The 25,302-nt window shown below is 44.5% G+C and carries 24 protein-coding genes; 8 read left to right on the top strand and 16 right to left on the bottom strand.

The window, feature by feature from the left end; translation table 11 throughout:
* Positions 1-91 precede the first annotated feature (91 nt).
* Together gloA and L3V32_RS20220 are read left to right on the top strand one after the other, a co-directional pair.
* On the top strand, positions 92-478 hold the full coding sequence (gene gloA, locus L3V32_RS20225; protein ID WP_145472886.1) for a lactoylglutathione lyase: 387 nt from the start codon (positions 92-94) through the stop codon (positions 476-478).
* Positions 479-489: 11 nt separating this feature from the next.
* Positions 490-1,590: an alkene reductase gene (locus L3V32_RS20220; RefSeq protein ID WP_237285042.1), complete on the top strand. Its 1,101-nt coding sequence runs from the start codon at positions 490-492 to the stop codon at positions 1,588-1,590.
* Positions 1,591-1,707: 117 nt separating this feature from the next.
* Here the strand turns inward: L3V32_RS20220 and L3V32_RS20215 are convergent, their stop codons facing one another.
* Positions 1,708-1,983 (bottom strand): nitrogenase-stabilizing/protective protein NifW, encoded by a 276-nt coding sequence (locus L3V32_RS20215; protein ID WP_017635333.1) that lies wholly within the window; start codon positions 1,981-1,983, stop codon positions 1,708-1,710.
* Between the two features lie 241 nt (positions 1,984-2,224).
* On the opposite strand from L3V32_RS20215, the gene L3V32_RS20210 reads away from it, so the two are divergent.
* Positions 2,225-4,075 carry an acyltransferase family protein gene (locus L3V32_RS20210; RefSeq protein ID WP_237285041.1) on the top strand — a complete coding sequence of 617 codons (1,851 nt, stop codon included), beginning with the start codon at positions 2,225-2,227 and terminating at the stop codon, positions 4,073-4,075.
* A gap of 79 nt (positions 4,076-4,154) precedes the next feature.
* Here L3V32_RS20210 and L3V32_RS20205 read toward each other — a convergent pair whose 3' ends face one another.
* From L3V32_RS20205 to L3V32_RS20190, 4 genes are all read right to left on the bottom strand, one after another.
* A complete protein-coding gene (locus tag L3V32_RS20205) occupies positions 4,155-4,625 on the bottom strand; it encodes an RES family NAD+ phosphorylase (RefSeq protein ID WP_005376497.1) in 471 nt (156 codons plus the stop codon).
* Between the two features lies 1 nt (position 4,626).
* Complete coding sequence (locus L3V32_RS20200) at positions 4,627-5,079, bottom strand: antitoxin Xre/MbcA/ParS toxin-binding domain-containing protein (RefSeq protein WP_017820987.1); 453 nt, start codon at positions 5,077-5,079, stop codon at positions 4,627-4,629.
* A gap of 165 nt (positions 5,080-5,244) precedes the next feature.
* On the bottom strand, positions 5,245-7,419 hold the full coding sequence (gene katG, locus L3V32_RS20195) for a catalase/peroxidase HPI (protein WP_237285040.1): 2,175 nt from the start codon (positions 7,417-7,419) through the stop codon (positions 5,245-5,247).
* A gap of 186 nt (positions 7,420-7,605) precedes the next feature.
* Entirely contained in the window at positions 7,606-9,147 is a 1,542-nt protein-coding gene (locus tag L3V32_RS20190) for a glutamate synthase-related protein (RefSeq protein ID WP_206957718.1), read from the bottom strand.
* Positions 9,148-9,303: 156 nt separating this feature from the next.
* Here L3V32_RS20190 and L3V32_RS20185 point away from each other — a divergent pair, with 156 nt between their 5' ends.
* Positions 9,304-9,783, top strand: coding sequence for an aminoacyl-tRNA deacylase (locus tag L3V32_RS20185; RefSeq protein WP_006742302.1), 480 nt, complete (start codon positions 9,304-9,306; stop codon positions 9,781-9,783).
* Positions 9,784-9,952: 169 nt separating this feature from the next.
* On the opposite strand, the gene L3V32_RS20180 is transcribed toward L3V32_RS20185, so the two are convergent.
* The 3 genes from L3V32_RS20180 to L3V32_RS20170 all read right to left on the bottom strand — a co-directional run bounded on the left by L3V32_RS20180 (position 9,953) and on the right by L3V32_RS20170 (position 12,637).
* The gene (locus L3V32_RS20180; protein ID WP_124007837.1) at positions 9,953-11,365 is read right to left on the bottom strand and encodes a coniferyl aldehyde dehydrogenase; all 1,413 of its coding nucleotides are present in this window, start codon (positions 11,363-11,365) and stop codon (positions 9,953-9,955) included.
* 125 nt (positions 11,366-11,490) lie between these two features.
* Complete coding sequence (locus tag L3V32_RS20175; protein ID WP_237285039.1) at positions 11,491-12,063, bottom strand: GNAT family N-acetyltransferase; 573 nt, start codon at positions 12,061-12,063, stop codon at positions 11,491-11,493.
* A gap of 115 nt (positions 12,064-12,178) precedes the next feature.
* Positions 12,179-12,637, bottom strand: coding sequence for an NUDIX pyrophosphatase (locus tag L3V32_RS20170; RefSeq protein WP_237285038.1), 459 nt, complete (start codon positions 12,635-12,637; stop codon positions 12,179-12,181).
* A 184-nt stretch (positions 12,638-12,821) separates the two neighbouring features.
* Between L3V32_RS20170 and L3V32_RS20165 the strand changes: the two genes are divergently transcribed.
* Complete coding sequence (locus L3V32_RS20165; protein ID WP_005395238.1) at positions 12,822-13,727, top strand: DMT family transporter; 906 nt, start codon at positions 12,822-12,824, stop codon at positions 13,725-13,727.
* Between the two features lie 82 nt (positions 13,728-13,809).
* Here L3V32_RS20165 and L3V32_RS20160 read toward each other — a convergent pair whose 3' ends face one another.
* Positions 13,810-14,124 carry a multidrug efflux SMR transporter gene (locus L3V32_RS20160; RefSeq protein WP_005395239.1) on the bottom strand — a complete coding sequence of 105 codons (315 nt, stop codon included), beginning with the start codon at positions 14,122-14,124 and terminating at the stop codon, positions 13,810-13,812.
* Positions 14,125-14,273: 149 nt separating this feature from the next.
* The gene (locus L3V32_RS20155) at positions 14,274-16,379 is read right to left on the bottom strand and encodes a M4 family metallopeptidase (RefSeq protein WP_237285037.1); all 2,106 of its coding nucleotides are present in this window, start codon (positions 16,377-16,379) and stop codon (positions 14,274-14,276) included.
* A 352-nt stretch (positions 16,380-16,731) separates the two neighbouring features.
* On the opposite strand from L3V32_RS20155, the gene L3V32_RS20150 reads away from it, so the two are divergent.
* Entirely contained in the window at positions 16,732-18,096 is a 1,365-nt protein-coding gene (locus L3V32_RS20150) for an endonuclease/exonuclease/phosphatase family protein (RefSeq protein ID WP_237285135.1), read from the top strand.
* Positions 18,097-18,388: 292 nt separating this feature from the next.
* Here the strand turns inward: L3V32_RS20150 and L3V32_RS20145 are convergent, their stop codons facing one another.
* The 4 genes from L3V32_RS20145 to L3V32_RS20130 all read right to left on the bottom strand — a co-directional run bounded on the left by L3V32_RS20145 (position 18,389) and on the right by L3V32_RS20130 (position 21,239).
* Positions 18,389-18,922, bottom strand: coding sequence for a hypothetical protein (locus L3V32_RS20145; protein WP_047008291.1), 534 nt, complete (start codon positions 18,920-18,922; stop codon positions 18,389-18,391).
* The gene (locus tag L3V32_RS20140) at positions 18,916-19,302 is read right to left on the bottom strand and encodes an MAPEG family protein (RefSeq protein WP_005395243.1); all 387 of its coding nucleotides are present in this window, start codon (positions 19,300-19,302) and stop codon (positions 18,916-18,918) included. The genes L3V32_RS20145 and L3V32_RS20140 overlap by 7 nt, the downstream gene beginning before the upstream one ends.
* Before the next feature lie 207 nt (positions 19,303-19,509).
* Entirely contained in the window at positions 19,510-20,415 is a 906-nt protein-coding gene (gene rarD, locus L3V32_RS20135; RefSeq protein ID WP_237285036.1) for an EamA family transporter RarD, read from the bottom strand.
* A gap of 101 nt (positions 20,416-20,516) precedes the next feature.
* A complete protein-coding gene (locus L3V32_RS20130) occupies positions 20,517-21,239 on the bottom strand; it encodes a sulfite exporter TauE/SafE family protein (RefSeq protein ID WP_054867404.1) in 723 nt (240 codons plus the stop codon).
* Positions 21,240-21,685: 446 nt separating this feature from the next.
* Between L3V32_RS20130 and L3V32_RS20125 the strand changes: the two genes are divergently transcribed.
* On the top strand, positions 21,686-22,216 hold the full coding sequence (locus L3V32_RS20125) for a prepilin-type N-terminal cleavage/methylation domain-containing protein (protein ID WP_170892624.1): 531 nt from the start codon (positions 21,686-21,688) through the stop codon (positions 22,214-22,216).
* Positions 22,217-22,264: 48 nt separating this feature from the next.
* Here L3V32_RS20125 and L3V32_RS20120 read toward each other — a convergent pair whose 3' ends face one another.
* Positions 22,265-23,245: a chemotaxis protein gene (locus L3V32_RS20120; protein ID WP_025998672.1), complete on the bottom strand. Its 981-nt coding sequence runs from the start codon at positions 23,243-23,245 to the stop codon at positions 22,265-22,267.
* A gap of 478 nt (positions 23,246-23,723) precedes the next feature.
* Here L3V32_RS20120 and L3V32_RS20115 point away from each other — a divergent pair, with 478 nt between their 5' ends.
* Entirely contained in the window at positions 23,724-24,332 is a 609-nt protein-coding gene (locus tag L3V32_RS20115) for a response regulator transcription factor (RefSeq protein ID WP_005395257.1), read from the top strand.
* Here the strand turns inward: L3V32_RS20115 and L3V32_RS20110 are convergent.
* Positions 24,329-25,216 carry a LysR family transcriptional regulator gene (locus L3V32_RS20110; RefSeq protein ID WP_237285035.1) on the bottom strand — a complete coding sequence of 296 codons (888 nt, stop codon included), beginning with the start codon at positions 25,214-25,216 and terminating at the stop codon, positions 24,329-24,331. The genes L3V32_RS20115 and L3V32_RS20110 overlap by 4 nt on opposite strands.
* Positions 25,217-25,302: the final 86 nt, after the last annotated feature.

Here is a 25,302-nt window from a genome sequence, read left to right as displayed (position 1 = left end):
AATCATTTTTATAATTAACGATAATTTCCAGTTTATTTAGAGTAGCGATAAGGTTTGCACCGTGATTACGCAACGTTATGAAAGGCGACTTATGAAGTTTCTCCACACGATGATCCGTGTTGTTGACCTAGACAAATCTATCGAATTTTATACAAACGTTCTGGGAGTGAGCGTTTTGGAGCGTTTTGAAAACCAAGAATACCGTTACTCACTGGTGTTTGTTGGTAACCCTGATCAACCAGATGGCGCGACCATCGAGCTAACTTATAACTGGGATACCGACAGTTACGACTTAGGTAACGCATTCGGACACATGGCGTTTGGGTGTGAAGACATTTACGCAGCTTGCGAAAAAATCAAAGCGCTTGGTGGCAACGTCACTCGCGAACCCGGTCCAATGAAAGGTGGAGAAACGCACATCGCATTCATCAAAGATCCCGACGGCTACCCAATCGAACTGATTCAAACTGAACAATAACGAGGTTTCCTATGACAGACGCATTATTTCAACCGATTCAACTTGGCTCTCTCTCATTAAAAAACCGCATCGTTATGCCTCCGATGACGCGCTCTCGAGCCTCTCAACCGGGTAATGTCGCTAACGACATGATGGCGACCTACTACGCTCAACGCGCCGAAGCGGGATTGATTGTTGCTGAAGGCACGCAAATTTCACCAATGGGTCAAGGCTACGCGTGGACACCGGGTATTTATAGCCCAGAGCAAATTGCTGGCTGGGAAAAAGTAACTGATGCAGTGCACGAGAAAGGCGGCGTTATCTTCGCGCAATTATGGCACGTAGGTCGTGTTACTCATCCTGACAACATCGGCGGCGAGCAACCTATTTCTTCTTCTGCGCTTAAAGCGGAAAACGTGAAAGTATTTATCGACAATGGCACAGACGAACCTGGCTTTGTCGACGTGGTTGAGCCACGTGAAATGACCAAGCAAGACATCAAGAACGTTATTGAAGAGTACCGCCAAGCCGCACTAAACGCGATAGAAGCCGGATTCGATGGTATCGAACTTCATGCAGCGAATGGCTACTTGGTTAACCAGTTTATCGATTCTGAAGCGAATAACCGCACCGATGAATACGGCGGCTCAATTGAAAACCGTCTGCGTTTTCTTGGTGAAGTGGTAGAGGCGATGACGCAAGCTATTGGCGCTGAGCGTGTTGGTGTTCGCCTTGCACCATTCACTTCGTTAAATGGCACCGTTGATAGTACGCCAGTCGAAACCTACTCCGCCGCTGCAGCGCTGCTTGATAAACTCAATGTGGTTTACATTCACATTGCAGAAGTGGATTGGGACGACGCGCCAGACACTCCGCACAACTTTAAAACCGCAGTTCGTGAGGCGTACAAAGGTACACTGATTTATGCCGGTCGTTACAACGATGAAAAGGCGCAACACGCGATCGAAAGTGGTTTAGCTGACATGATTGGCTTTGGCCGTCCGTTTGTTGCAAACCCCGACTTACCAAGCCGCATCAAGCATGGCTATCCGCTGGCAGAACATGACCCTGCCACATTGTTCGGCGGCGGTGAAAAAGGCTTAGTGGACTACCCTGCGTATCACGCGGGTTAATTCATCTACGTAAAGCTGATTCGCAACTCGCGACAAACCAATAGCTAACCCAAAAGAACCTTGCTCTTCCCCCTGTGACGCCAAGATGCAGGGTTCTTTTTAGGCAAGCCACCAGAATTAACGTCTTTGACAAGATGTACAACCTCGGCACGCAGAGCGCGTCGTTTTACTGAGCAAACGGCGTTGTACTTTACAGTAGGCATTCTTTAAAGCACGACGACCTGAAAACCAATCATCCGGTTTGGTGAGGATTAAGTAGCCGTTAAACCTCTTAACCAACTCGGTTCGGTTGTTTTCGATAAATCGGCTATCAAACTCGATGTCGAAGTAATCCAAAGCCTCTTCGATACAAGTAAAGCTGGCAATTTTTTCCTGAATCGTATTCTCTGTCATCGTTTCTTTAGCGTAATCATTTTCAATGAAGTCTAAGTGCCTCGCGCTTTACGTTCTTTGATTTAGCGCCTCTTAAGATCATTCTTTATGGGGTTTCCATATTGAAATTCAATTTGGGAATTCGTTAACCCACCTAGCATTTTCATTTTGACAATCACTTTAAGGCACTGATTTAAATAAACATTATTTCTGGTTCATATTTTGCTCTACTTCATTAAACGGAATGTTGGAGCAACACGATATGACTTACAGAGCAGAAGTAGACGGATTAAGGGCGATTGCTGTCACGTTGGTGATTTTGTTTCATGCAGGAGTTGAGCAATTCGCTGGTGGCTTTATTGGCGTCGACGTATTTTTTGTGATCAGCGGCTATTTGATCACTACCATCGTGATTAACGACTTAGAAAACCAGAAGTTCAGCCTTGGTGATTTTTATGAGCGACGCATTCGTCGCATACTCCCCCTCTTACTGGTGGTGATCGCCGTCAGCTATTTGATGTCTTGGTGGCTATTTTTGCCGCAAGCACACAAAGACGTTGGTCAATTTGCAGTGTCTTCCATTCTTTCCGCATCCAACATTCTTCTGTATTTGAAAGGCCACAATTACTTCGGTTTAGAAGATCAAGCCAACCCGCTGTTTCACACTTGGAGCTTGGGCGTTGAAGAACAATACTACATTGTCATTCCTTTGCTACTCATGCTACTCGCTCGTGGCAAAAACGCGTTTTACCTAACTTTTTTCATCGTGGTATTTGCGCTGAGTTTGATGACTATTGTCTACGCGAGCAACGATCCTGATTTCGCTTTTTACATGATCTTCTCTCGCGCTTGGGAACTGGCAACCGGTTCATTACTCGTATTAGTGATGAGAAAAGTCCAAGTTCAATCTAACGATACTCTAGCAACCATTGGCATCGTTTTGATATTGGCTTCCGCGCTTTTGTTTGAAAAATCGCAAGATGGCGCGGGCATTACGCTGCTGGTGCCGGTCATCGGTAGCGCGTTGGTGATTTTGTTTGCCTCTAAAGACAATGTCTGCGGTAGATTACTGAGCCTAAAGTGGGTCGTGTTCGTCGGCTTAATCAGCTACAGCTTATACTTGTGGCACATTCCATTATTTGTCTTTTACCGCTACGTGTTGGACACAACACAAGACATCAATATCCCACTTTACGTTGTCACTCTTTTTGTACTTTCTTACTTCACTTGGCGCTTTATTGAAAAGCCGTTCCGTAGCCGAAAAGCCATGAGCATGCGCACTGTGTCCGCGGTTATTGTGTTGTTGACGTTGCCCTTGCTAACGCTCGGCGTTATCGGTCATCAAAACGGTGGTTTTCCAGAAAGAAGCGCATTTTTCGAGGCCATGCGCGTTAACAACGGTTATGGTTTAGATTGCAACGGCAACACCAACGTTAACGATGTGTGCTCGTCTGCGCCGCAGCCCGCCATCGCTGTGTTGGGCAATAGTCACAGCATGGTTTACGTGAAGCGTCTATCCGAAGTAACACCAACTGGCGTGGTGCAACTTACTCAAGATTCCTGTGCGGTCGGTTATGTCGACATCCTAGAAGCTGCTGGCTCAATTTCTTGCCGACAGTTCTTCAATGAGGCTGTCGATACAATTCTAAGTACCCCTTCCATTCGTCGCGTTGTTATCTCTTCTAATTTCAATAAAGAGCTTTCACAAGCCGATTATGAAGCATCATTAACCAAATTATTGAATGAACTGAAAGGAAAGGAAGTGGTCGTTTTCGGTCCAACCCCTTCTGCACCGTTTGCGGTAGGAGAATGCCTTTGGAAAGCGCGTTTGTTTGGCGAGACAGAAGAGTCTGCCTGCGACTTTTCTCCCAAACAACATCACCCTCAAAACGTGGCGAAGTTAGTGAACTACTTTGAGCAATTTGAGCACGTTGAGTTTGTCGACTTGACCGATGCCATTTGCAGAAATGGCGTATGTCGAATGAGAGTTGGAGCAAACAATGCGATGTATACGGATGACAGCCATTTATCTTACAAAGGTGCTGAGTTGGTGCTTGGGCATTACCTCAACACTACAAATGAAGCGCAACAGTTCACTTACGACCGACAATAACCAAGGAAATAAACTTTTATGCTTCAGCGTTTATCTCAGGTAAGCGCTGAATGCTTTAAAGCAAGACAAAGCTAGGCGTCTATTTGAAAATGCGCGGATCAAACGCGAAATCGAGCTTTTCGGCTTTCTTGATGATCTCTTTCATTTTGGGATGATTTGGATTCACCACGTAGTTTTTATCACGAGGTGAAATCGTTGAAGGCACTTGCAGCGCGGCAAACTCTGGATGAGGATCATTGAGAAACTGATCACCAATGTACTGCGTAGACTCGCTCGCCGGTATTGCTCGCCACGTCACAGGGAGATCTTCTTCATCTAAGGTGGCGATGAGGTATTCTGGCATTTCAATACGATATAAATCGTAAAGTTTGGTGATAGCAGGATCGTTGTTTACGTGAACAAATACTTCCAACGAGCAAAGGGATTCCGATTCAGAGAAGTAGAGGGCTTCGGTTCCTTTTGAGTTCCATCGCCCTCCAAATAACTTTGCGCCAACGGGGCTGAATGGCGTGTCAGCAAATTTCTTTTGTGTGAGACGATAGAGCTTCATATTACGAGAATACCCCGTGCTCTAAACGGCCGATCAAATCTTTTACGATTTCAAAATCCACCGTGGTCGAGACCATATCAAGTGGACGTTTTCCACCTAAGCCATACACATTCTCTCTCATCCATTTTAACGCGCGCTCTTCGTCGTCAAACAGTTCTGTCGCGAGTTTCAATAACATCGCTAATCGATAGATTGCATCACTTTCTTGCGTATTGAAGCGCTCATCGTTTTTTAGACGACGCTTGATCGTGCTAACAGGTATCAATGTGACGTTTTGAAACTCACTCTGAGAAAGCTTCACACGCTCAACAATATTGCGATACACCTTTGGCTCAAAGCCTTTGTGAACCGCATCAGTGCGACCTGTTTCAGCGTCTTCAATACCCAACATAAACCAGAAATTGGCTTTATGAGGTTGTTTCGGTTTGAAGCTTTTTAATGCTGCAGTTGCCATATCAAGCTCCCATGGTTCATATGGTCCAGTTATTATGGTTCAAATGAGCTTAACTTTCAATCAAAGTAACAATCAAAGTAAAAAGATAGGTAAAGAAAAAGGCGAGCTTTTCGCCCGCCTCTCTTACTTATTCATCAACCCATCTACCGACGGGCATCGTTTCACTTATTGCAAGTCAAAACGATCCGCGTTCATGACTTTCGTCCATGCGGCGATGAAGTCATGGATGAATTTTTCCTGATTATCATCTTGCGCATACACTTCCGCATACGAACGCAGGATCGAGTTTGAACCAAAGACAAGATCCACTCGAGTAGCCGTCCACTTCACAGCGTCGGTTTTACGATCACGGATTTCATATTGATTAGCACTCACTGGTTTCCACGTATATGCCATGTCAGTAAGGTTCACGAAGAAATCATTCGACAAAGTGCCTACTCGGTCAGTAAATACGCCCTCTTTTCCACCGCCGTAGTTACTGCCTAGAACGCGCATACCACCGATAAGTACCGTCATTTCTGGCGCCGTTAGTCCCATAAGCTGAGCACGATCTAATAAAAGCTCTTCTGGCTTAACCGCGTAGTCTTTCTTCAACCAATTTCGGAAACCGTCAGCGACAGGCTCAAGAACTTCGAATGATTCAACATCCGTCATCTCTTGGGTGGCATCACCTCGGCCTGGCGCGAATGGCACAGATACATCATGACCTGCGGCACGCGCAGCCAGTTCAATACCTACGTTACCAGCAAGCACGATAGCATCTGCAACACTACAGCCCTCTTCTGCTGCTATTTTTTCTAACACCGCAAGAACACGTCTTAGACGTTCAGGTTCGTTCCCTTGCCAATCTTTTTGCGGAGCCAAGCGAATTCTCGCGCCATTTGCACCGCCTCGGCGGTCAGAGCCACGGTAAGTACGCGCACTATCCCACGCCGTACTTACTAACTCACTAATGGATAGGCCACTTGCTTCGATTTTTGTTTTTACTAAATCAACATCGTAGTCTGTCTTACCTGCGGGCGTTGGGTCTTGCCAAATAAGATCTTCGCTTGGCACATCAGGGCCGAAATAACATGATTTTGGTCCTAGATCGCGGTGTGTCAACTTAAACCAGGCACGAGCAAAAACGTCATCAAAGTACGCAGGGTCATTTTGGAACTTTTCTGCAATCTTACGATATTCAGGGTCCATTTTGAGCGCCATATCGGCGTCGGTCATGATTGGATTGTAGCGCTTAGAACCATCTTCAACATCGACAGGCTTGTCTTGTTCTTCAATGTCGATTGGCTCCCATTGCCATGCGCCGGCTGGGCTCTTTTTCAGTTCCCAGTCATACTTAAATAGTAGGTGGAAGTATCCGTAATCCCATTGTGTAGGGTGTGTTGTCCAAGCACCTTCAATACCACTCGTTACCGTGTCACGGCCAATACCACGTGTTTTGTGATTAATCCAGCCAAGACCTTGCTCATGAACGTCTGCTGCTTCGGGCTCTGGGCCAAGGTTTGCGGCATCACCATTACCATGACACTTACCCACCGTGTGACCACCAGCTGTGAGCGCGACGGTTTCTTCATCGTTCATTGCCATTCGCGCAAAGGTCACTCGCATGTCATGTGCTGTTTTGAGAGGATCTGGGTTACCGTCTACCCCTTCAGGGTTCACATAGATAAGACCCATCATTACCGCAGCAAGCGGGTTTTCTAAATCTCGCTCACCAGAGTAGCGGCTGTTATCAGCGTCACTTGTGGCTAACCATTCTTGCTCAGCCCCCCAGTAAGTGTCTTTTTCTGGGTGCCAAATGTCCTCTCGTCCAAACGCAAAGCCAAAGGTCTTAAAACCCATGGATTCGTACGCCATGTTACCGGCAAGGACAATCAGGTCTGCCCAACTTAGTTTGTTGCCATATTTTTTCTTGATTGGCCATAAAAGGCGTCGAGCCTTATCGAGGTTGGCGTTGTCTGGCCAAGAGTTGAGAGGAGCAAAGCGTTGGTTGCCTGTAGCAGCACCGCCACGGCCATCCGCAATACGATAACTACCCGCTGCATGCCATGCCATTCGGATCATTAAACCACCGTAGTGTCCCCAGTCGGCAGGCCACCAGTCTTGGCTATCAGTCATTAAATCTTTTAAATCTTTTTTAAGTGCTTCGACATCTAGCTTTTTCAGTTCTTCTTTGTAATTAAAGTCCTGACCAAATGGGTTGGTTTTGGAGTCGTGTTGATGCAGGATGTCTAAGTTCAAGGCATTCGGCCACCAATCCATCACCGACTTATCTGTAGATGTTTGCCCACCATGCATAACTGGACATTTACCTACCGAACCGCCGTTTGCTTTGCTCATATAATGCTCCTTCGTGTCGTGGTTGTGGTAACCACTCTTTGTTATTCAATAAATCGAATATCCACCTCAAACAGCGTAGTTCATACACTGTTTTTTTAGTTAACGCCAAGTCAAAATTTCAAACATTTCAGCGAATAAATAATTGTTATCAAACATGTACCTATATGCAGAAAATATGGATAGAGATCAGTTTAAGTCCATACCTGAATACTTAATCCCAGACAGCCTCGCCATGTTGTGATCCCAGGTAGCTAAATCATGATGACTAAATTCATTCAGAGCGTGATGACCACACGCCCTCGCCATGACTTTCATGAGCTCAACCGAAGATTCGAAGAAATTTTTCAGTTGCTGGGATGACTTTTCAACGTCGAGACGCTGCCTCAAATCGGCATTTTGTGTCGCAATGCCTGCCGGGCAATTATTGGTGTTGCAGATGCGAGCCGCGACACAACCGATCGATTGCATCGCACTGTTTGCTATCGCTACTCCGTCTGCTCCAAGTGCCAACGCTTTGACAAAATCCGTAGGAACTCGCAACCCACCGGTGATGATTAATGTGACACGGTCACTTGCACCTTTTTCATCTAAGTACTTACGTGCACGAGCTAATGCAGGAATGGTGGGCACACTAATATGATCACGGAACATAGTTGGCGCCGCACCCGTGCCACCACCGCGACCATCTAAGATGATGTAATCAGCCCCAGCATCAAGCGCAAACTGAATGTCTTGCTCAATATGGTTGGCACTGAGTTTAAATCCAATTGGAATACCGCCTGTGATGCCACGAACTCTGTCAGCAAACTTTCTGAAATCGTGAGTAGTGTGAAGATCTTTGAACGTTGGTGGTGATATCGCTGGTTGTCCTTCGGGGATGCCTCTCACCTGAGAGATCTTACCTACATTTTTATTTGCAGGCAGATGACCACCCGTGCCCGTTTTTGCTCCTTGCCCACCTTTAAAGTGAAACGCCTGAACATTAAGAAGCTTAGATTCGTCGTAGCCAAATTGAGCACTAGCAAGCTCATAGAAATACCGTGAATTGGCGGCTTGCTCTTCCGGTAACATGCCACCCTCACCAGAACAAATCCCAGTCCCTGCCAACTCTGCACCTTTTGCTAGTGCAATTTTCGCTTCTTCCGAAAGCGCGCCAAAACTCATGTCCGACACCAACAAAGGAATGGCGAGTCTGAGCGGCTTACGCGCGTTTGGTCCCACAATCAACTCGGTAGACACAGGAACGTCTTCCAACAACGGTTGTGTCGCCATTTGCGCCACCATGATTTGTATAGCATCCCAATGTGGTAGCAAATGCCTAGGAACCCCCATTGCAGCCATCGGACCATGATGACCGAGTTTAGAGAGTCCTTCTCTCGCTAATTGGTGGATAAACTCGAGGGTTGGTTCTTCTTGAGTAGCAGACGCCGTTGGTTTGTCTCTTTTCTCTCGCTTTTGTTCCGGTCCCTCTTTACCGACTTGCTCTGCGGTAAATCGCTTGTGTGTACCATCACAAAAAGGAGCATTGGCGGTATGCTTACATTGGCAGAGATAGGCATCTTCGTCTTTTTCCGCACTAAAGCTCATTGGCTTTAAGCCGGTTCCCGAATGAGACCCATCGCAGTAAGGTTGATTTTTAGAACGCCCACATCGGCAGAAGTAATATTCTTGCCCAGCTTTCAACTCTACTTTGATCGGCTTGTTATCAGCGATGATTGGCTTGCTCATGTTGCCCCCTATTTATTATTGTTAACCATGCTTTCTCGCTGGCTTGCAATAAGCGTAGAACAGGAGCGTAAAGAGCGTCAGTGTCGCCGAGTAAAATGCGCGATTGTCGCCCGACTAACCTATACTTTTTATGGGTCTCATACACGTGGAGGCTATATGACGATTGCAACCCGATTAGATGAATATTTGACTGAGCATAACATTCACTTTCAAACCGTGAATCACAGCCACAGTCATAGCTCGCTACAAAGTGGTGTTGCCGCAGGTGTGCCTTTAATGAATATCGCAAAAGGCGTCATTCTTGAGGATCATGAAGGGCATCATATGATGGCGGTCTTACCTGCCAACAACAAAATCAGTTTGTCGAGATTAAACGATGAATTTAACGCTACTTTCCACTTAGTGAAAGAGCGTATGGTTTACCGACTCTTCACTGATTGTGAGCACGGCGCGATTCCACCGATTGGTAGTCCTTACCACATGTCGACCGTTTGTGATGAAAGATTAGCAAACTTGGAACATGTCTATCTTGAAGCCGGCGATCATGAAACTCTGATTAAGCTAGATAGAAAGGCATTTAAAGAGCTAATGAACGACTGCAAATACTTAAGATTCAGCAGTGAAGTTCTGCATTAAACTTCCAAAAACCTGTCGACATTTCGTGAAAAAGGCTCTTTCAAAAAGAGCCTTTCTTTCTCTATTGGCAGCGCATGGTGGAAACTTCTCGGCTTTTGGTAATCCGCAATTTATAGCGCATAGAAACCAAAAAAGCCGCCCGTTTGGGCGGTTTTTATCAATCCAACCACTATCGAACAAATATCTTTTGAATCGCTTTTATCGCCATAGCTCTGCGACGCATTAATGCCCCCGTCCTTGGTAGCCATTTCGGCGTGTGGAGTACGGTTTTCGCGTGGCTAAAGGTTCTGAATCCTTCCACTCCGTGATAATGACCAATGCCTGATTCACCAACGCCACCGAAAGGCGCATCTTCAGCGCCAACGTGTAATACCGTGTCGTTAATGCCGACGCCGCCACTGTGTGTGTTGCGTACAATATGTCTGATGGTCGATTTGTTGTCCGACATAACATACAGCGCAAGTGGTCGCTGGTGCTGATTAATGTAGTCAATCGCTTCATCTACCGCTTTGTAAGGCTTGATGGGTAGAAATGGCCCAAATATTTCCTCTTGCATGATGCGCATATCTCTCGACACGTCAGTGATCAAATGAGGATACAAAAGCCTTTCCTGTTGAGGTGACGCTTCAACAGTATGGATGCTTGCGCCCTGAGCTTTGGCATCCTCAAGTAGCGCAGTCAAACGATCATACTGTCGTTGATTGATAATATGGGTCAGCTTTTGATTCTTGTTGGATTTCAAATAGAGTTTTTCAAAACGTTTTAAGAACAGCGTGATGAACTCTTCGACGCGTTCTTGTGGTACAAACGCGTAATCAGGCGCCACACAAATCTGGCCAGCATTGATGCATTTACCAAACAAAATCGCATCAACGGTTTTCTTCATGTCTGCATCTTCTGCAATGATCACCGGAGATTTCCCGCCCAGCTCTAACGTCACTGGAGTCAGGTTATCTGCCGCTGCTTTTGCCACAGCGCGACCAACATTTGTCGAGCCAGTAAACAAAAGATGATCGAATGGCAGTTGACTGAAGGATTGTGCAACGTCCGCTTCTCCTTCAAAGACTTCGACATATTCAGACAACTCGCGACAAATATTGACGATGACTTTATTGGTTTTGGGCGTAAATTCGCTGAGCTTCATCATCACACGGTTACCTGCGGCCAAAGCAGTAACTAAAGGCGCAAGGCTCAAAATGACAGGAAAATTCCACGGCGAAATGATCCCGACCACGCCGAGTGGCTGATACTGAACAGTCACTTTCGACGGAGCAAGCAACAGACCGGATTCACGCTTACTTGGTTTGCACCACTTTTTTAGCTGCTTGATGGTGTAATTGATGTGCGAGACCGTCGGCAAAACGTCGGTCATGGCGGTATCAAATTCGGAACGATAACCAAAATCGTCACTCAGCGCTTCCACCAATGCTTGTTTATTCGCTATCAGAGCTTGTTTTAGCAAGACAAGGCGCTGCTTACGCTCATCCAAACTAGGATAAGGTTCGGCGGCATACGCCGCTTTTAAGCGATCAAGGCTTTGTTGTAACAGGTTGTCCACTTCAACCTCTGCGATTGCGTTCATGATGCTTCTCCTAACCTAGTTTCAACCAATGACGCTCCAAATTAACACGAGCGCAACAATGTTACTATTGTAGCGCTCGCGAAATTAGAGTTCGAACTCTGATTAAAATATCAGTGGGTTTGGAGCTAAGTCAGACGCAACTCATAAATGCCGAGCCGTTGAGAGCGGTCAAGCGTCTCGAACTCGTGATCAATGTATTCTTTTAATGTAGCACCAGCACGCTCAGCAATATTGATACTGGCAATGTTGTCTTCCATACAGTGGAATTGGATGAATTGCGCGTGCCCTTTCTGCTTCAAAAAAGGAATCAAAACCGCAAGCACTTGGTCAATCACTCGGTGTCCTCGCCCATTGTTCGCCAACCAATAGCCAATCTCAGTGACGTGTGTGTGCGAATCCACACCTTTAATGCCAATAACACCCGAAAACTGCTCATCAAAATAAATCGCGCACCAGTGTGCATCTAACGCTTTGCTGTTCACGCGCTGAGAGATGTAGTTCACTGCTTCTCTGCGGTTGGTCACAAAGTCCGTCCAAGGCAAATAGCCAGAGAGGCTGTTTCGATACGTGTTCACCACTTCCAGTAAAACGGTCGCGTGTTTGGTGGTGAGAGGCTCAATTGAGACCCTTTCTGAAACAGAAAAACTGGCCTGCATGCTATTTCCTTGATACGCCTTTTGGCACATGACCTCATCCATCCACTTTATCCCTTTTTTCAGTAAACACTACTCACAAATCCTACCGCCTCATTGCGTTGAGAACAAACTTCCATATTCGTTATGTCAAACGTGCTTAAAAGGATGGCTATCTCGTCTAGTCTGTTTGTTCAATTAACGTAAATGGCGTCAACGACTCCACATCCACGTAATGCCTCCACACATGTTCGTAAAGGTGGTGTTGATTTGCAAACGGGGCTAGTCGTTTTGCTTCTTCAAGCGTACACCAACAATACTCAGTGTGTTCTTCGTTAAGTACAACCGATTGGTTAGGTGGACAAAACATTACGAAGCATGGAATAACCATGATGCGGTTATTTTTTGCTTCGTAGAACTGTTCTAGAAAGTCTGCAGTATGTAACTCAACATCGTCAATTTGCGTCTCCTCTTTCAGTTCTCTGAGAATAGTTTGCCATCCGGTTTCACCGGCCTCTACACCACCAGCAACATGGCACCAATAACCACCATTAACACGTTTGAGCAACAGCATTTTATCGACGCCATCAATTTTAGAAATGACAACGCCAGAAGTATGCGTAGCTTGTACTGGGATCATGTATGCTCCTTAAATATCTAGATATTTCCTAGATTCGCTCCATGCGCGAATGAAAGATAGGGTTGCTTGAGAACCCATAGTCTACTGCTTATTCTCACTCTCGGCAGATGTGTTTAAATATCACGGATCATTTTGTGAGCTGAGTATGCTAAAGTGCGATCTTTCGCAACAAATGAGCAGTAAAATGTCTAATTCATTCAACACTCTGGTTCCCATTGGTGTGCGCTTTATGGTGCTCTCCGCATTCGGTTTCGCGCTAATGTCTGCCACAGTAAAGCATGTCAGTCTTCATGGTATCCCTGTATTTGAGATTGTTGCAGCGAGGGCACTCGTCTCACTTGTTATCAGCTATTTAGATGTTAAGCGAAAACGAATTTCTGTATGGGGCAATAATAAGCCATTACTGTTTGCGCGTGGCGCAGTGGGCACCATGGCATTGATGTGCGTATATTATTCGGTGACTACCTTACCTTTGGCAGAAGCGACCATCTTCCAATACATTCACCCAGTATTTACTGCGCTCCTAGCCGTCTTTTTCTTGAAGGAACGCATTCAACCATCGACGTTCCTTTGCATTGCCTTGTGCTTACTCGGCATCTATATAATGGTAAGTCCAGAAACAGGACAAGAAGCAGAGCGCACTTTACCTATGTTTAGCGTAATGATTGCAATCTTGGGCGCATTTGGTAGCTCAATTGCTTATGTTATTGTTAGAAAACTTAGCCAAACTGAAGATAGTTCAGTGATCATTTTCTATTTCCCTCTGGTTGCTCTACCCGCTTCACTCTTACTGATTGGCGATGATTTTGTTATGCCCGACCTGTATCTGACTTTCATGTTGGTTTTGGTTGGTGTATTCACCCAAGTTGGGCAATTGGGATTAACCAAAGCAATGCAAACTCAGCAAGCGGGCAAAGCGTCTGCTTACTCGTATATTCAGATCGTATTTTCTGTGTTGTTAGGCATCATTTTCTTCGGCGAAATCCCGCTCATCTGGACGTACATCGGTGGTGCACTAATTGTAGCGGGAGCACTCATTAACGTATTTGGCCACCATTTGCGATTGCCATTCGTTAAGCGCAGCGCTTAACCCTTCAGCCCCAAAGCGAGATAACACTAAAACGTAAAAAGCCAGAGTCGACTCTGGCTTTCTTTTTATGTTTAACCTGACGTTAAGCGGATAATTTTAATCCAGCGATACCAGCAACAATAAGCAGTAAACTCAGCAATTTTATCAGCGTCGCGGGCTCGTTAAATATGTAGATACTGACGATTGCCGTTCCAATCGCTCCTATACCTACCCAAACGCCGTAAGCGATACCGAGTGGTAGCGTCCTTAATGCAATTCCAAGTAACCAAAAGCTCAACACCATAAACGTAACGGTAAAGCCAGATGCCGCCAATTTGGTAAAACCTTGTGAGTATTTTAGTCCGACAGCCCATGCCACTTCGCATAAGCCAGCAATGAAGAGAATTCCCCAAGCCATGTCATATTTCCCAACGAGATGGGGTCGTCCCCGAGAAAAGATAGAGCGGTGAGGTCGTCCTCACTTCTTTGTGACTCGCTATTATATACAGAAAATTGAACGTAAAAAATAAGGCCCTGATATTTCAGGGCCTCTTTACATAAAAATCGCTAGGGCTTAGCGATGATGAATACGGTACCATCCGTCAACGTAAAGCTAACCTCACTGGTTTTCTTTCCGATACCGGATAAACTGCACTCGTTATCGTTATCACACGGCGTATTTGAAATAACATTCCACACGCCATTCATCAAGCCAGAACCAGTAATAATCGCCGTCCATGTTTTACCATTGTTGATCGATTGTGTAGTAACTTCATCAGATGGTGGTGGCGCCTCTTCTCCTACATAACTTGCTTCCACATTCAAGTTACTGTAGCTGCTGTAAGCGTACACACCAATGTGCCACGTTCCTTCATTCGGAGAAGTAATACTACATGCTTCATTACTGTTGCCACTGTATGAGCGACAATCGTAGTTGGTTAAACTTGGTTCACTTCCCAGCTTAACATAAAGATCCGCATCGCCGTTTACTCCCGATGTGGTAACAATAAAGTCTGAACTGTTGGTAGGCACATCAATCGTAAAACAATGCCACTCACCAGTAGATGAAGAGTCTATGTTGCTGGAAACACCATTGTTTAGGGCGATAGCCTCACACGTGCTAGATGGTGGCTCGACGACTCCGCCATCAACTGAAACACCGACCTGAGCAAAAGCGTCGGCTACATCATTCGCCGCCACGTTTAAGCTTTGGGCGGCCGCCAATACACCCGCAGCTGCAGAGTCAAACGTTTCGCTTGGCGTCCAGTAGTTCTGGTTAGCGTACGCAAAAACCTCGAACGCTTGTCGCGTTCCCCAATTGTACTCAACCGCCAATAGATAAAACGCTTTGTTAAACACACCACTTGAATAATGCACATCCATGCCACTCACATACTGAGACGCGTGATCAATTGAACGACCATCAAGGGGCGGATTATCCATATAGCGCAACGCCGCATTGGCAGCCTTTCTAATATCGTACCCAACTTTCCAATCGTTAGAACCACGTGAATAGAATTCAGCCGCCTCACCTGCCATATCTGAGAAAGCCTCATTGATTCCGCCTGATTGCTCTGAATAAATCAGATCAGAGTTTTGTTCTGTAAATCCATGGCTAACCTCGTGCGCTGAGACATCTAAACTCACTAAAGGATAGAAATAACTCGCACCGTCGCCAAAAGTCATGCTCGAGCCATTCCAAAAGGCGTTTTCATAGCGTTTGCGGTAATGCACTCGCATTTGAAGCTGAAACGTTAAGGGCGCGGTATTCAGCCAATCTTTGTACATGTCGTATACCACTTTGCCAAAGTAATGCGCATCGTTTAACGGGCTGTACGCTCCATTAATTTCTTTAACACTATTGGTTGGACAAACGAACGTATGCGTATTGCCAGACGTCCTACCATTCAAGTTGATGGTTTTGACCACGCCAGGAATGTCCATCAAACACGTATCACCAGATTGCTGGACTAATAGAGACTCAAAGTCCACACCATAATGATAACGACCAATTTTTTGGTTTCCTCCTGGACCATTCGCTTCTACGTACGCTAACCCCTCATATTGCAGCAAAATGTTTCCTGTTTTAGCATCAACAAGAAAGGTGGGACGCGTAGGCTTACCACCATGCTCATTATCAGCAAAAAACTGGACAATATAAGCTAAGTGCGCCACGTCACTTTTATCGACATAAATACGCAAACCTTGGCGCTGATTCTCTATTTGGTATCCGTTTTCACGGTACGGCTTTTGCGTTGAAGACATTACTTGAGAAAGCGACAATTTAGGCACCATATCATTGATATCTCGGGCAATATCCTTTACGAGAGTGCCGTTGATATGCTTGATTTTGCCCTTTTTATCACGATGTACGACAATTTGCTTGCCCCAAATCGGGACGCCTTTAAACATCTGCTGATAACGACTATGCGTACCGCCGTTTTTACCTTGGTTGGTTTTCAGCTTTTGTACACGATTTCCATTTTGTAAACCTAACACACGATCTATATTTTGTGTGGCTGCAAGGTTGCGTTTTTCTAAAGCAACAACAAGACCATGGTTTTGCTCTAACCGTTCGGACTGAGCGGCGGATAAAGGTGTTGAAAAAAGAAGTGGTGAAGCAAGCATTGCCGTGACAAATAACCTGCTCTGATAGTTTGATACTGAACCCATCGGTTAGCCCCCTATTTTGCATCAATAGCAAAGCCAAACTGACCAGTTCTTATTTGTTTGTTTCTCACCCAAAAGTGAAGTCAAACTTATCGTAATTATCCCGCTCATTGATTTTAGCACACACAATCATACAGCTTATGTTTTAGTGCCATTTCATCTATTAAAAACGACACCGTTTTTTAACAATTTGCATATAACCTTTTGGTGTTGAAAGTGTTGCGTTTATTGCACAAATCACACAAAAACTAATTGAATATGTAAATATGAAAACGTTTGTGTGATTGATATCGCTTAAAACAATTACTGATGACTTTAATATTCAGCAGAACCAATTATAAGGTATGACGTACCCATAAAAACAATTAAAACCTCTATCGCTCTCCTGGTTGGCGCCGCTCTATTATCTGGATGTAATGACGACACTGAATACGTCAATGTTCAGCCTAAAGAAGTAAAAATAGCGACTTACAACCTCTCTTTTGACCGTGCAACTTTTGAAGCTTTAGTGAGTGAAATGCAAATTGAACCAGCGCAGCAAACTGTATTGGTTACTGCCTATTTAGACGGTTCTATCGCCGCTGAAGACAAAACCACTGCGGAAAAAGTCATTCAAATTCGAAACGTTGCTGCGATTATTCAGAAGAATCGCCCTGATGTTCTTATGATGGCGGAATACAACAACGACGGAACAGGCGAAAACAAAGCTGCCCTTGAAGGCTTCCAGAAGAACTACCTGTCTTTCGCGCAAAGCATCAATGGTGCAGGCGGTGAAGCGAACCTTGAACCTATCGAATATCCTTACGCGGAGTCTTACTCTACAAACACAGGTTTGCTAAGCGAGTTTGACCTCGACAACAATGGAACAGCAGGTCAAATGCCGGGCGATGCATGGGGCTTTGGCATGTACCACGGTCAATATGCCTTTGCCCTAATGTCTAAATACAAGATTGATACGGCAAATACGCGTACGTTCCAAGCGTTTAAATGGAAAGATATGGAAGGTGCGAAGATTCCAACCATAACTATCTGTGACGGCTCACAAAAGATTCCAGATGGCATGAAGTGTGGTGATGAGTGGTACTCTGCAGAAGAATGGGATCAAGTACGCCTATCTTCTAAAAACCACGTAGATGCACCAATTATCATTCCGACTCGCAATGGCGAGGAAGTTGTGCATCTACTGATGTCGCACCCTACTCCACCAGTATTCGACCCAGGTAAAAACAAAGCGCAAAACGCAGCCGAAGTAGAGTTCTGGCATCACTACATTCAAGGTAAAGACTATTTCTACGACGATGCAGGTAAGCAAGGTGGCTTATCGAGCGGGGCTAAATTCGTAATGATGGGCGATCAAAACCTTGATCCCGTGGCCGGTGACGGTATTAGCTCTGTAATGCAAGAACTGCATAATGATCCATTGGTTAACCAAACCGTGATGAATGGCGAGCTTTATCCGACAAGCTTTGGTGCAGCCGAACACGCTGTTGACCGCAGCTCCACTCACCCATATCCGAATCGCATCACTTCGACGTTTGGCTTGGGTGTAGATTATGCCTTGCCTTCTGCAAACCTAAATGTGGTGGACTCTGGTGTATACTGGTCAGCTTCTTATGAAGAAGGTCGTAAGCTATTTAACGATGCGCGTATCGGCAAGTATGGTGATGGCAAAGATGTGTCTTCCGACCATCGCATGATCTGGATTAAAGCACAGTTCTAAACTGTGTCATTTAAATAAAAAAAAGCCAACCACAAGGATTCGTGATTGGCTGTATATATTTGTGAACAAAGTGGTTCACTAACAACGTCAGTTGGCTAGGTGACCCTCGGCTTAGAAAGGGTCACTCATACTAAAGCATGAGACGTGCCAACTTTGTAGCGCACAAAAACAGGTTGTTATTTGACCACTTTCATTAAAACTTCACCAATAGCCACTGTTTGCTCACGCAATGAATTGCAATTTGCAAATTATAATTAGCATTTCGCAATAAACCCTACCGTTAACTTTTGTTCTATGGCTTCCTAGCCAAATCACGTGCGAGGATTAATGCGAGTCCGAATACTTGTAAGAAGAGCCCGATATTCTTGTACCAAGCGATCTTTTCATCTTGCTTTGCCATTACCTCATTGAGCTCTACATTCTCAATGTAATAGTCATCAATGCGATCTCTATACGAAGCTTGTGCTTGGTTTATCTTTGACATTAGCTGAGGGAGTTTATCTATTTGTATTTCATCCGATTCGTGATGAGTCCAAGAGGATAAGTGCCCTTCCAATATCTGTTCTATCTCCGAAGGTATCGCTGCGCTCTGACCTATGTGCAAGTGAAGCAGCAACGCCTCTCTTTTTCTTTCTAGAGTTTCAACGCTATTCCACGCGAGTTGGATGGAATACAAGTTTTCCGCCTTTTGCTCTGCGAGTTGCGAATACTGTTTGCCAAGCCTATCAAGGACCAAGCTAGTAAGAACGATCGCGCCAATATTCAGTACTAACCCAATCAGAACGAGTACCCATGGCGGCGGGATATAGCTACGAAGACTTACCATAACTTATCGTACGGAAGATAAATCATATTCAACACAACCAGCGAAAGTATCACTAGGAATGTCACCTGCATGCCCCTAACACGCCTTTTTAAGTCCTCTTTCAATATACCTCGAGCATGGATAATTCGACCGATCACGAAAATAATGCCTGTGAGATGTATCCAGGTTGGGTAAGCACTATTGGATTCTAATAGTGCCATTAGAATCAGAGTAATGGGGATATATTCTGTCGCGTTACTCTGTGCACTACGAGCGATTTGGAGAGCCTCTACTCCTCCGTCAGCATAAGCAACCTGATTTAAGCGACGCTGCTTAATCACTTGAACGGCCAACCAAATAATCAGTATTGCAAGAATGCTAGCGTATAGAGCTGTGATCATATGTCGTCCTTTTTGATCCGGTTTTCATTATATAGCGTGTCACTTGGCTATAAATATAGCGGTATCCTAATGATAATGCGTCAATTAACCTCAAATTATGCTTTGACTCGAATATAAGAAAACGAGTAAGAGAATACTTTATGGAACTAAAAACGCCCTCGAATAGAGGGCGTGAGAGTGAAATCGTGAATATTCAAGAATGGTGCACTATAAAGGATGATTGGCCAGCTTTTTACGCTTATGCCCTTTGACAATACTTTCAAAGATTGTAAATAACAGCCCCACCCAAATAAAGGCAAAAGTCACTGCTTTAACTTCATCAAACAGTTCACCGAAAAACATCACAGCCAAAACAAATTGCAAGCTTGGTTCAATATATTGCATTAAACCAACTGTCGATAAGTTTGTTATACGTATCGCGATAGAATAAAAAATCAGTGGTAAAAGCGTGATCGGTGCGCTGCCAAAGTACAAAAGCAATGTTTTGATATCTACGCCTGAAGCCAACTCACCCACTGTCCATTGTTTGTAAAACAAATACGCCACGGCAACTGGAGTCAATAGCAGGGCCTCAACAAACAAGGTGGTGCTCCAGTCGTATGCTATCTTCTTCTTGTACAAGCCATACAAAGCAAAGAACAACCCCATCGTTAGTGCGATAACAGGCAACTGGCCATAATGAATCACTTGATACATCACACCAATTGTTGCTAGCACAATTGCGATGAGTTTACCTTTTGAAAGCTTATCTCCAAGAATAAACACGCCTAGCGCCACTGACACTAACGGTCCAATAAAAAAGCCTAAGCTTGCATCAATGACTCGATGGTGAGTCAAAGCCCAAGTGAACGCACTCCATGAAATACACATCAAACTGCTCGCGACAAACGTGTACCACAAAGATTTTTTGTCACACCAGATTTCTTTCCAATTCGGTCCTCGACGGGTTATACCAAGCACAATTAAAAAACCGACCGGAACTGAGCCGATGATTCGCCATGCCAGCAACTCATCCATTGAAGCATTCGGTAAATAACGATAATAAATGGGTAGCAGCCCCCAAATTACAAAGGAGAATGCTGCCATAAAAGTGCCATAACGAGTGTTATTCATAAAACTATCGCTCATCTAAACGAATAAGTCAGCGCAAACAAATCGCGCTATGCATAATAAAAGGAACGCGATATCCCTGTGAGTTTAAGATGCTGAGGGCATTATTGGTTCAACGCTTGTACTACTGCTGTAAACCCACTCACAAAACACAACATAAGTGCTCCAAACCGAATTTTTTCTTTTGGTAACGATTGGGTGGTTTTCATCGCGAGCCAATACCCAAGTGCTGCCGCAGGTAACAGCGGAATAGTAATCACCAAATGGTGTAATGTGAAGAAACCAGCGGGAATTTGAACAACGAGCGAAATGATGGAACTGAAAACAAAAAATGCCGATAGGTTACCACGTAACTGATTCGCTTCTTGATGTTGCAACAACAACGCCATCGGTGGGCCTCCAATCGCCGAACTGGTACCAAACAATCCTGAAAAGAATCCTGCTAATGTCATACGCGATGGTGTGGGTTCAACCCGAAACGGTAAAACACTCACCACAACCGCGAATAACACCAAAAAACCAATCCAAAGTGTAAGGGCTTGAGTCGAGACAAAAAACAGTAGCAAGCCGCCAGCGACCGATCCGGGCACACGCCCAATCAATGCCATTTTTAAACCGCCGATTTCAACACTACTGCGGTGCTTCATCGCATTCATCAACGAAATAAATAACGCGACTAAACAGATTGGTGCAGGCACATACTCCGGCGCCCAAAGAATCAGTAAAGGTGCGGCAACAATTGCCAAGCCAAAGCCTATTGCGGTTTGTACATAAGAGCCAAGAAATATTAGCCCTATCGCAAGCAAGTTTATCGAATCGAATTCCATTTAGATTATTCTTATATTTGAAAGCCAAACACGAAAGCAAAGCACATTCGCACGATGAATGCGTCGAGTGTGTTGTGATATGAATCTCGCGTAGCATTCATCAAAGTGAACAAAAAGACAATCCATTTGTGCGGTTTGCCGTCACTTCTTTTCGTCTTTCATTCAGCCGATGTACGCGTATGCTTATATCTAGGCGAATTCATGCTCGACTGTTCATGCAGCATTTCTTCCACGGAATTAATGACTGCTCAAAAACGGCCGCATTAGATCTTTGAACCCTCCTCCCGCTCTATATAGGCGTAATCGATTCTCACTACGTCGGTATAGCACTTTATGACTCATCGCTTTATACTATTGATCATTCTGTCATTACCGTACTTATTTACACAACAACAAGTGTACGGTCAGTGTTACTTTTTCTACCTTTAACTTGCTGTGAAAATAATATGAGAAAACAAACTGGATTTACTCTAATAGAGTTAGTCGTAGTTATTGTCGTGCTCGGCATTCTTGCTGTCACTGCCGCACCACGCTTTTTAAACCTTCAAAGTGATGCGCGTGAAGCGCGTTTAGAAGGCATGAAGGGCGCAATTGCATCAGCGCTTGGTGTCGGTTATGGGAAAATGGCGATTGCAGGGTTGGAGAGCAAATCTTACGTTTCAAACTTCGTAGACAGTGCTTTAATGGCCGGTTTACCATTTGACGGTTGTAATATTGGTGGTTCAAAACGCTGTGTTTTCTTATATGGGTATCCTGATTCTGATAGCGAGTCGATGAAATTGCTTGTGCAAGGGCTGAACGAAGAAGGCTCAGATTGGAAAACATTTCATCACCCAGCGGGTTCAACAACACGAGAAATGGTCATTGCAGCAGTAGACGAAAAAAGAGCAAGCCTGACACAATGCGGGATTTTATATGGACCACCGCAGGCTCCAAACGAAAGTTACACCTTAAAAATTCTTCCATGCCCACAATAAGATAAGGCTGCCCATCGGCAGCCTTATTTTTAATCTTATCGGGTTTGTTTACGCAAAGTTAAATACGTATTTATCCATCATATTCACCATACGGCCAATCTCTGGCTTGGTAATCGTATCATTTGCGCCAAGAGACAGTGCTTTCGCTCGGTTATCCTCACTCATCAATGATGAGAACATAATGATCGGCATTTCATGAAACGCTTCAGTATCGCGTAGTCTCTTCACTAAGTGCATACCATCCATTCGAGGCATTTCTACGTCTGTAACCACCGCATCTAACAGCTCTTTAACTGGCAAGTTTTCTTCTTTCGCGACCTCGATTAAGCTCATTAATTTCTCATGAGCCTCACCACCGTCTTTACAAGTGATCACATTGTAACCTGAAGAAGCTAATGTATCTTGAATCAAAGAGCGAATAAATGCTGAGTCATCCACCACCATGATCGTTTTAGCATTACGCTTACCCACCATTCTCTGGTTTAGATCTACCGACTTATCCCCTTTCACATCGTATTTTTCCATACTCAGCTCTGGGTTAATATCCGCGATGATTTTTTCAAAGTCGAGAATCATGATCAGGTTGCCTTCTTTGCGAACAACGGCCACTACACAATCTTGTTCGCCCGCTTCCAAAAACTGACTTGGTGATTCCACATCATTCCAAGAGATACGATGAATACGTGAAATACTATCAATCAGAAAGCCATTGGTCATTTTGTTGAAATCAGTAACGATAACAAACTTACGCTCTAGGTCCTGGCGTGTTGGTACACCTAACCAACCAGCTAAATCTACTAAAGGCGTCAATACATCTCTGGACGAAAACACCCCGATCATGTGAGGTTGTGCGTTTGGATAATCGGTTGTCTCTGGTACGCGAATCACTTCTCGTACTTTCGCAACGTTGATGCCGTAATAACAAGTTTTTGTGCTGCCATCCGGCAATGTTTTTTCTAAATGAAACTCGATGATTTCAAGCTCATTGGTACCACTTTCTGTCAAAATGGTGCTGGTTACGTTACTCATAAAGCCAATTATCCAACCAAAATACGCATCAGAAAAAGTTTGATGCAAACGCCATGAGAAGCCATTCTCAGGCTAAAAATCCAAGCATCCTTTTTAGTCGTTACAACAAAGTTTGTAAACCACCAAAAGGACGGCCAACGCACATTTCCATATCAAACTGTGAAAAAATGTCTCATTTTTGAACAGGATAACATGAGTTAACTTAGTGCGACCTTACCTTCCCACTTTTAGCGGCCATTTCGATAAAAAGTTTAGGGTTAATATTGATGTTTTTCGTTGGCCTATCACTATTCCCACACATATGAAATCCCTCGTGTATTGGCGTATTCGACAGTATCTTATTCAATTGTGCTCAGTGAATTTCAATTATAGAAAATGTCATTTTCCTTTCCATCAGCAAGGTTTTTCCTACAATCCCTCTTAATACAATCATATTGCGTTGGGCGGTATGACAGTTCGGATAGTAGTGAGGCTCCATTTGAATAATGTTCTTATCATTGATGACCAACCACTTTACAGCGAAGCACTGACTTCTCTTGTTGAGAGCGTAATCAACACAGCCGAAGTCATTCAGTCGAAAGACAGCGCAGAAGTAATGGACTTAGTTCGAAATACAAAAATTGATTTTATTATTCTAGACGTTGTCCTTGGTGATCGAGATGGTATGCGTTTGGCGAAGAATATTTTAGCAACGGGCTATCAAGGTAAATTACTTTTCATTTCTTCACGCGACTATTCCAGCCTTTCTAAAGCGGCTTACGAGATGGGAGCTCATGGTTTCTTGAATAAAAACGAGACAAAAGAAGCGATTGCTGACGCGATTGTGAGTGTCTCACGTGGGTACTCTATGTTTAAGTCTACTCACGCTCCTTCTACTGGTGATGTCACGCTATCCAATCGCGAAGCCATGGTGTTCCACTACTTAGCTCAGGGCTATTCAAATAAACGTATTTCAGAACAACTATCGCTCAGCGCTAAAACCATCAGCACTTACAAAACTCGTATTTTGAAAAAATACCATGCAGATTCATTGATTGAATTACTGCATACGATCCCAAGCGCTGAAAACATTCAATGCGATCGTTAGTTCTTCATATATTTTGCAATGGCATCGGTTAATATCTGGTGCATTGCGTCGTGACGATGGCTTTGCTTCATCTGAATTACAACCTTTGGCCAGCCGTTGGGGTAATAAGATTCAGGAATACGAATAAAACGGTATCCTTCGATTGGCGCCTGATACTCCAGAAAAACCGTCGCCGCCTTTTTTTGTTTGAGCAGCTTTAGCACACTGCTCACGTTATCTAGCGCTGCAATTCGATTGATCACCATACCGTGATTTTCCATTGCTCGTTTTGCAAGCTGCTCTTTCTCTTTCCAACCGATAATTTCAAGCATAATAAATGGCAGTTTGGCAGCCTCTTCAAGAGTGGTGATCCCAAGCTCTTCCGGAACAACAACCACAGCAGGCGCGTAGCCAATAAATTTCTGATGGATAGATTTTGGCAATTCATCATTGAAGTAATGAAGCTGGGCATCCACTTTGCCTAAAAGGATTTCGTCCACCGTATATTCCGTGATGGTTGCGACAGTAATATGAGCTTTAGGAAACAGCGTCATTAAATCCATCGCCAACAAGTGTCCAAATGAGTACTGAGCCGTTTGGGGTAAACAGACCGTTATATCCTTACTGTATTTTTCTGGTTTGAATTCTGATCGAACTAAGCATGTATCTAAGTTATCTAATGCATCTGCTATTTTGGGTAACTGACGCATCAGAAAGTTGGTGGGTTCTAAATGATGTGGGTGACGAATGAATAGTTCATCACCAAGCTGGATGCGTAAGCGAGCAAGATATTTACTGATCGACGCCTCACTCTTGCCCAAGGCTTTCGCTACGGGTTTAAGCTGACGATGCTTTTCTAGCAGAACCAGTATTTTTAATAGGTTTAGATCAAGGTCTTTGTTCACGATACAGTACCAGTTGGGTCTTATGCTAATCAGCAATCAAAGGAGCATTATGCATTGCTCGACTAATATAAAAGACCAAGGGTACT

Source organism: Vibrio sp. J2-4 (assembly GCF_021728155.1).
GTDB lineage: Bacteria > Pseudomonadota > Gammaproteobacteria > Enterobacterales > Vibrionaceae > Vibrio > Vibrio diabolicus.
Note: the sequence above shows the minus strand (reverse complement) of the source record. Positions and strands in the feature narration are given on the sequence as shown.

Coding starts and splice junctions, on each gene's coding strand:
- L3V32_RS20205 (WP_005376497.1), bottom strand. CDS start 4,625: ATGAAGCTCTATCGTCTCACACAAAAGAAATTTGCTGACACGCCATTC.
- L3V32_RS20220 (WP_237285042.1), top strand. CDS start 490: ATGACAGACGCATTATTTCAACCGATTCAACTTGGCTCTCTCTCATTA.
- gloA (WP_145472886.1), top strand. CDS start 92: ATGAAGTTTCTCCACACGATGATCCGTGTTGTTGACCTAGACAAATCT.
- L3V32_RS20175 (WP_237285039.1), bottom strand. CDS start 12,063: ATGGATGAGGTCATGTGCCAAAAGGCGTATCAAGGAAATAGCATGCAG.
- L3V32_RS20120 (WP_025998672.1), bottom strand. CDS start 23,245: ATGAGTAACGTAACCAGCACCATTTTGACAGAAAGTGGTACCAATGAG.
- L3V32_RS20185 (WP_006742302.1), top strand. CDS start 9,304: ATGACGATTGCAACCCGATTAGATGAATATTTGACTGAGCATAACATT.
- L3V32_RS20215 (WP_017635333.1), bottom strand. CDS start 1,983: ATGACAGAGAATACGATTCAGGAAAAAATTGCCAGCTTTACTTGTATC.
- L3V32_RS20200 (WP_017820987.1), bottom strand. CDS start 5,079: ATGGCAACTGCAGCATTAAAAAGCTTCAAACCGAAACAACCTCATAAA.
- L3V32_RS20140 (WP_005395243.1), bottom strand. CDS start 19,302: ATGATCACAGCTCTATACGCTAGCATTCTTGCAATACTGATTATTTGG.
- L3V32_RS20130 (WP_054867404.1), bottom strand. CDS start 21,239: ATGGAATTCGATTCGATAAACTTGCTTGCGATAGGGCTAATATTTCTT.
- L3V32_RS20145 (WP_047008291.1), bottom strand. CDS start 18,922: ATGGTAAGTCTTCGTAGCTATATCCCGCCGCCATGGGTACTCGTTCTG.
- L3V32_RS20170 (WP_237285038.1), bottom strand. CDS start 12,637: ATGATCCCAGTACAAGCTACGCATACTTCTGGCGTTGTCATTTCTAAA.
- rarD (WP_237285036.1), bottom strand. CDS start 20,415: ATGAATAACACTCGTTATGGCACTTTTATGGCAGCATTCTCCTTTGTA.
- L3V32_RS20165 (WP_005395238.1), top strand. CDS start 12,822: ATGTCTAATTCATTCAACACTCTGGTTCCCATTGGTGTGCGCTTTATG.
- L3V32_RS20210 (WP_237285041.1), top strand. CDS start 2,225: ATGACTTACAGAGCAGAAGTAGACGGATTAAGGGCGATTGCTGTCACG.
- L3V32_RS20155 (WP_237285037.1), bottom strand. CDS start 16,379: ATGGGTTCAGTATCAAACTATCAGAGCAGGTTATTTGTCACGGCAATG.
- L3V32_RS20125 (WP_170892624.1), top strand. CDS start 21,686: ATGAGAAAACAAACTGGATTTACTCTAATAGAGTTAGTCGTAGTTATT.
- katG (WP_237285040.1), bottom strand. CDS start 7,419: ATGAGCAAAGCAAACGGCGGTTCGGTAGGTAAATGTCCAGTTATGCAT.
- L3V32_RS20180 (WP_124007837.1), bottom strand. CDS start 11,365: ATGAACGCAATCGCAGAGGTTGAAGTGGACAACCTGTTACAACAAAGC.
- L3V32_RS20160 (WP_005395239.1), bottom strand. CDS start 14,124: ATGGCTTGGGGAATTCTCTTCATTGCTGGCTTATGCGAAGTGGCATGG.
- L3V32_RS20190 (WP_206957718.1), bottom strand. CDS start 9,147: ATGAGCAAGCCAATCATCGCTGATAACAAGCCGATCAAAGTAGAGTTG.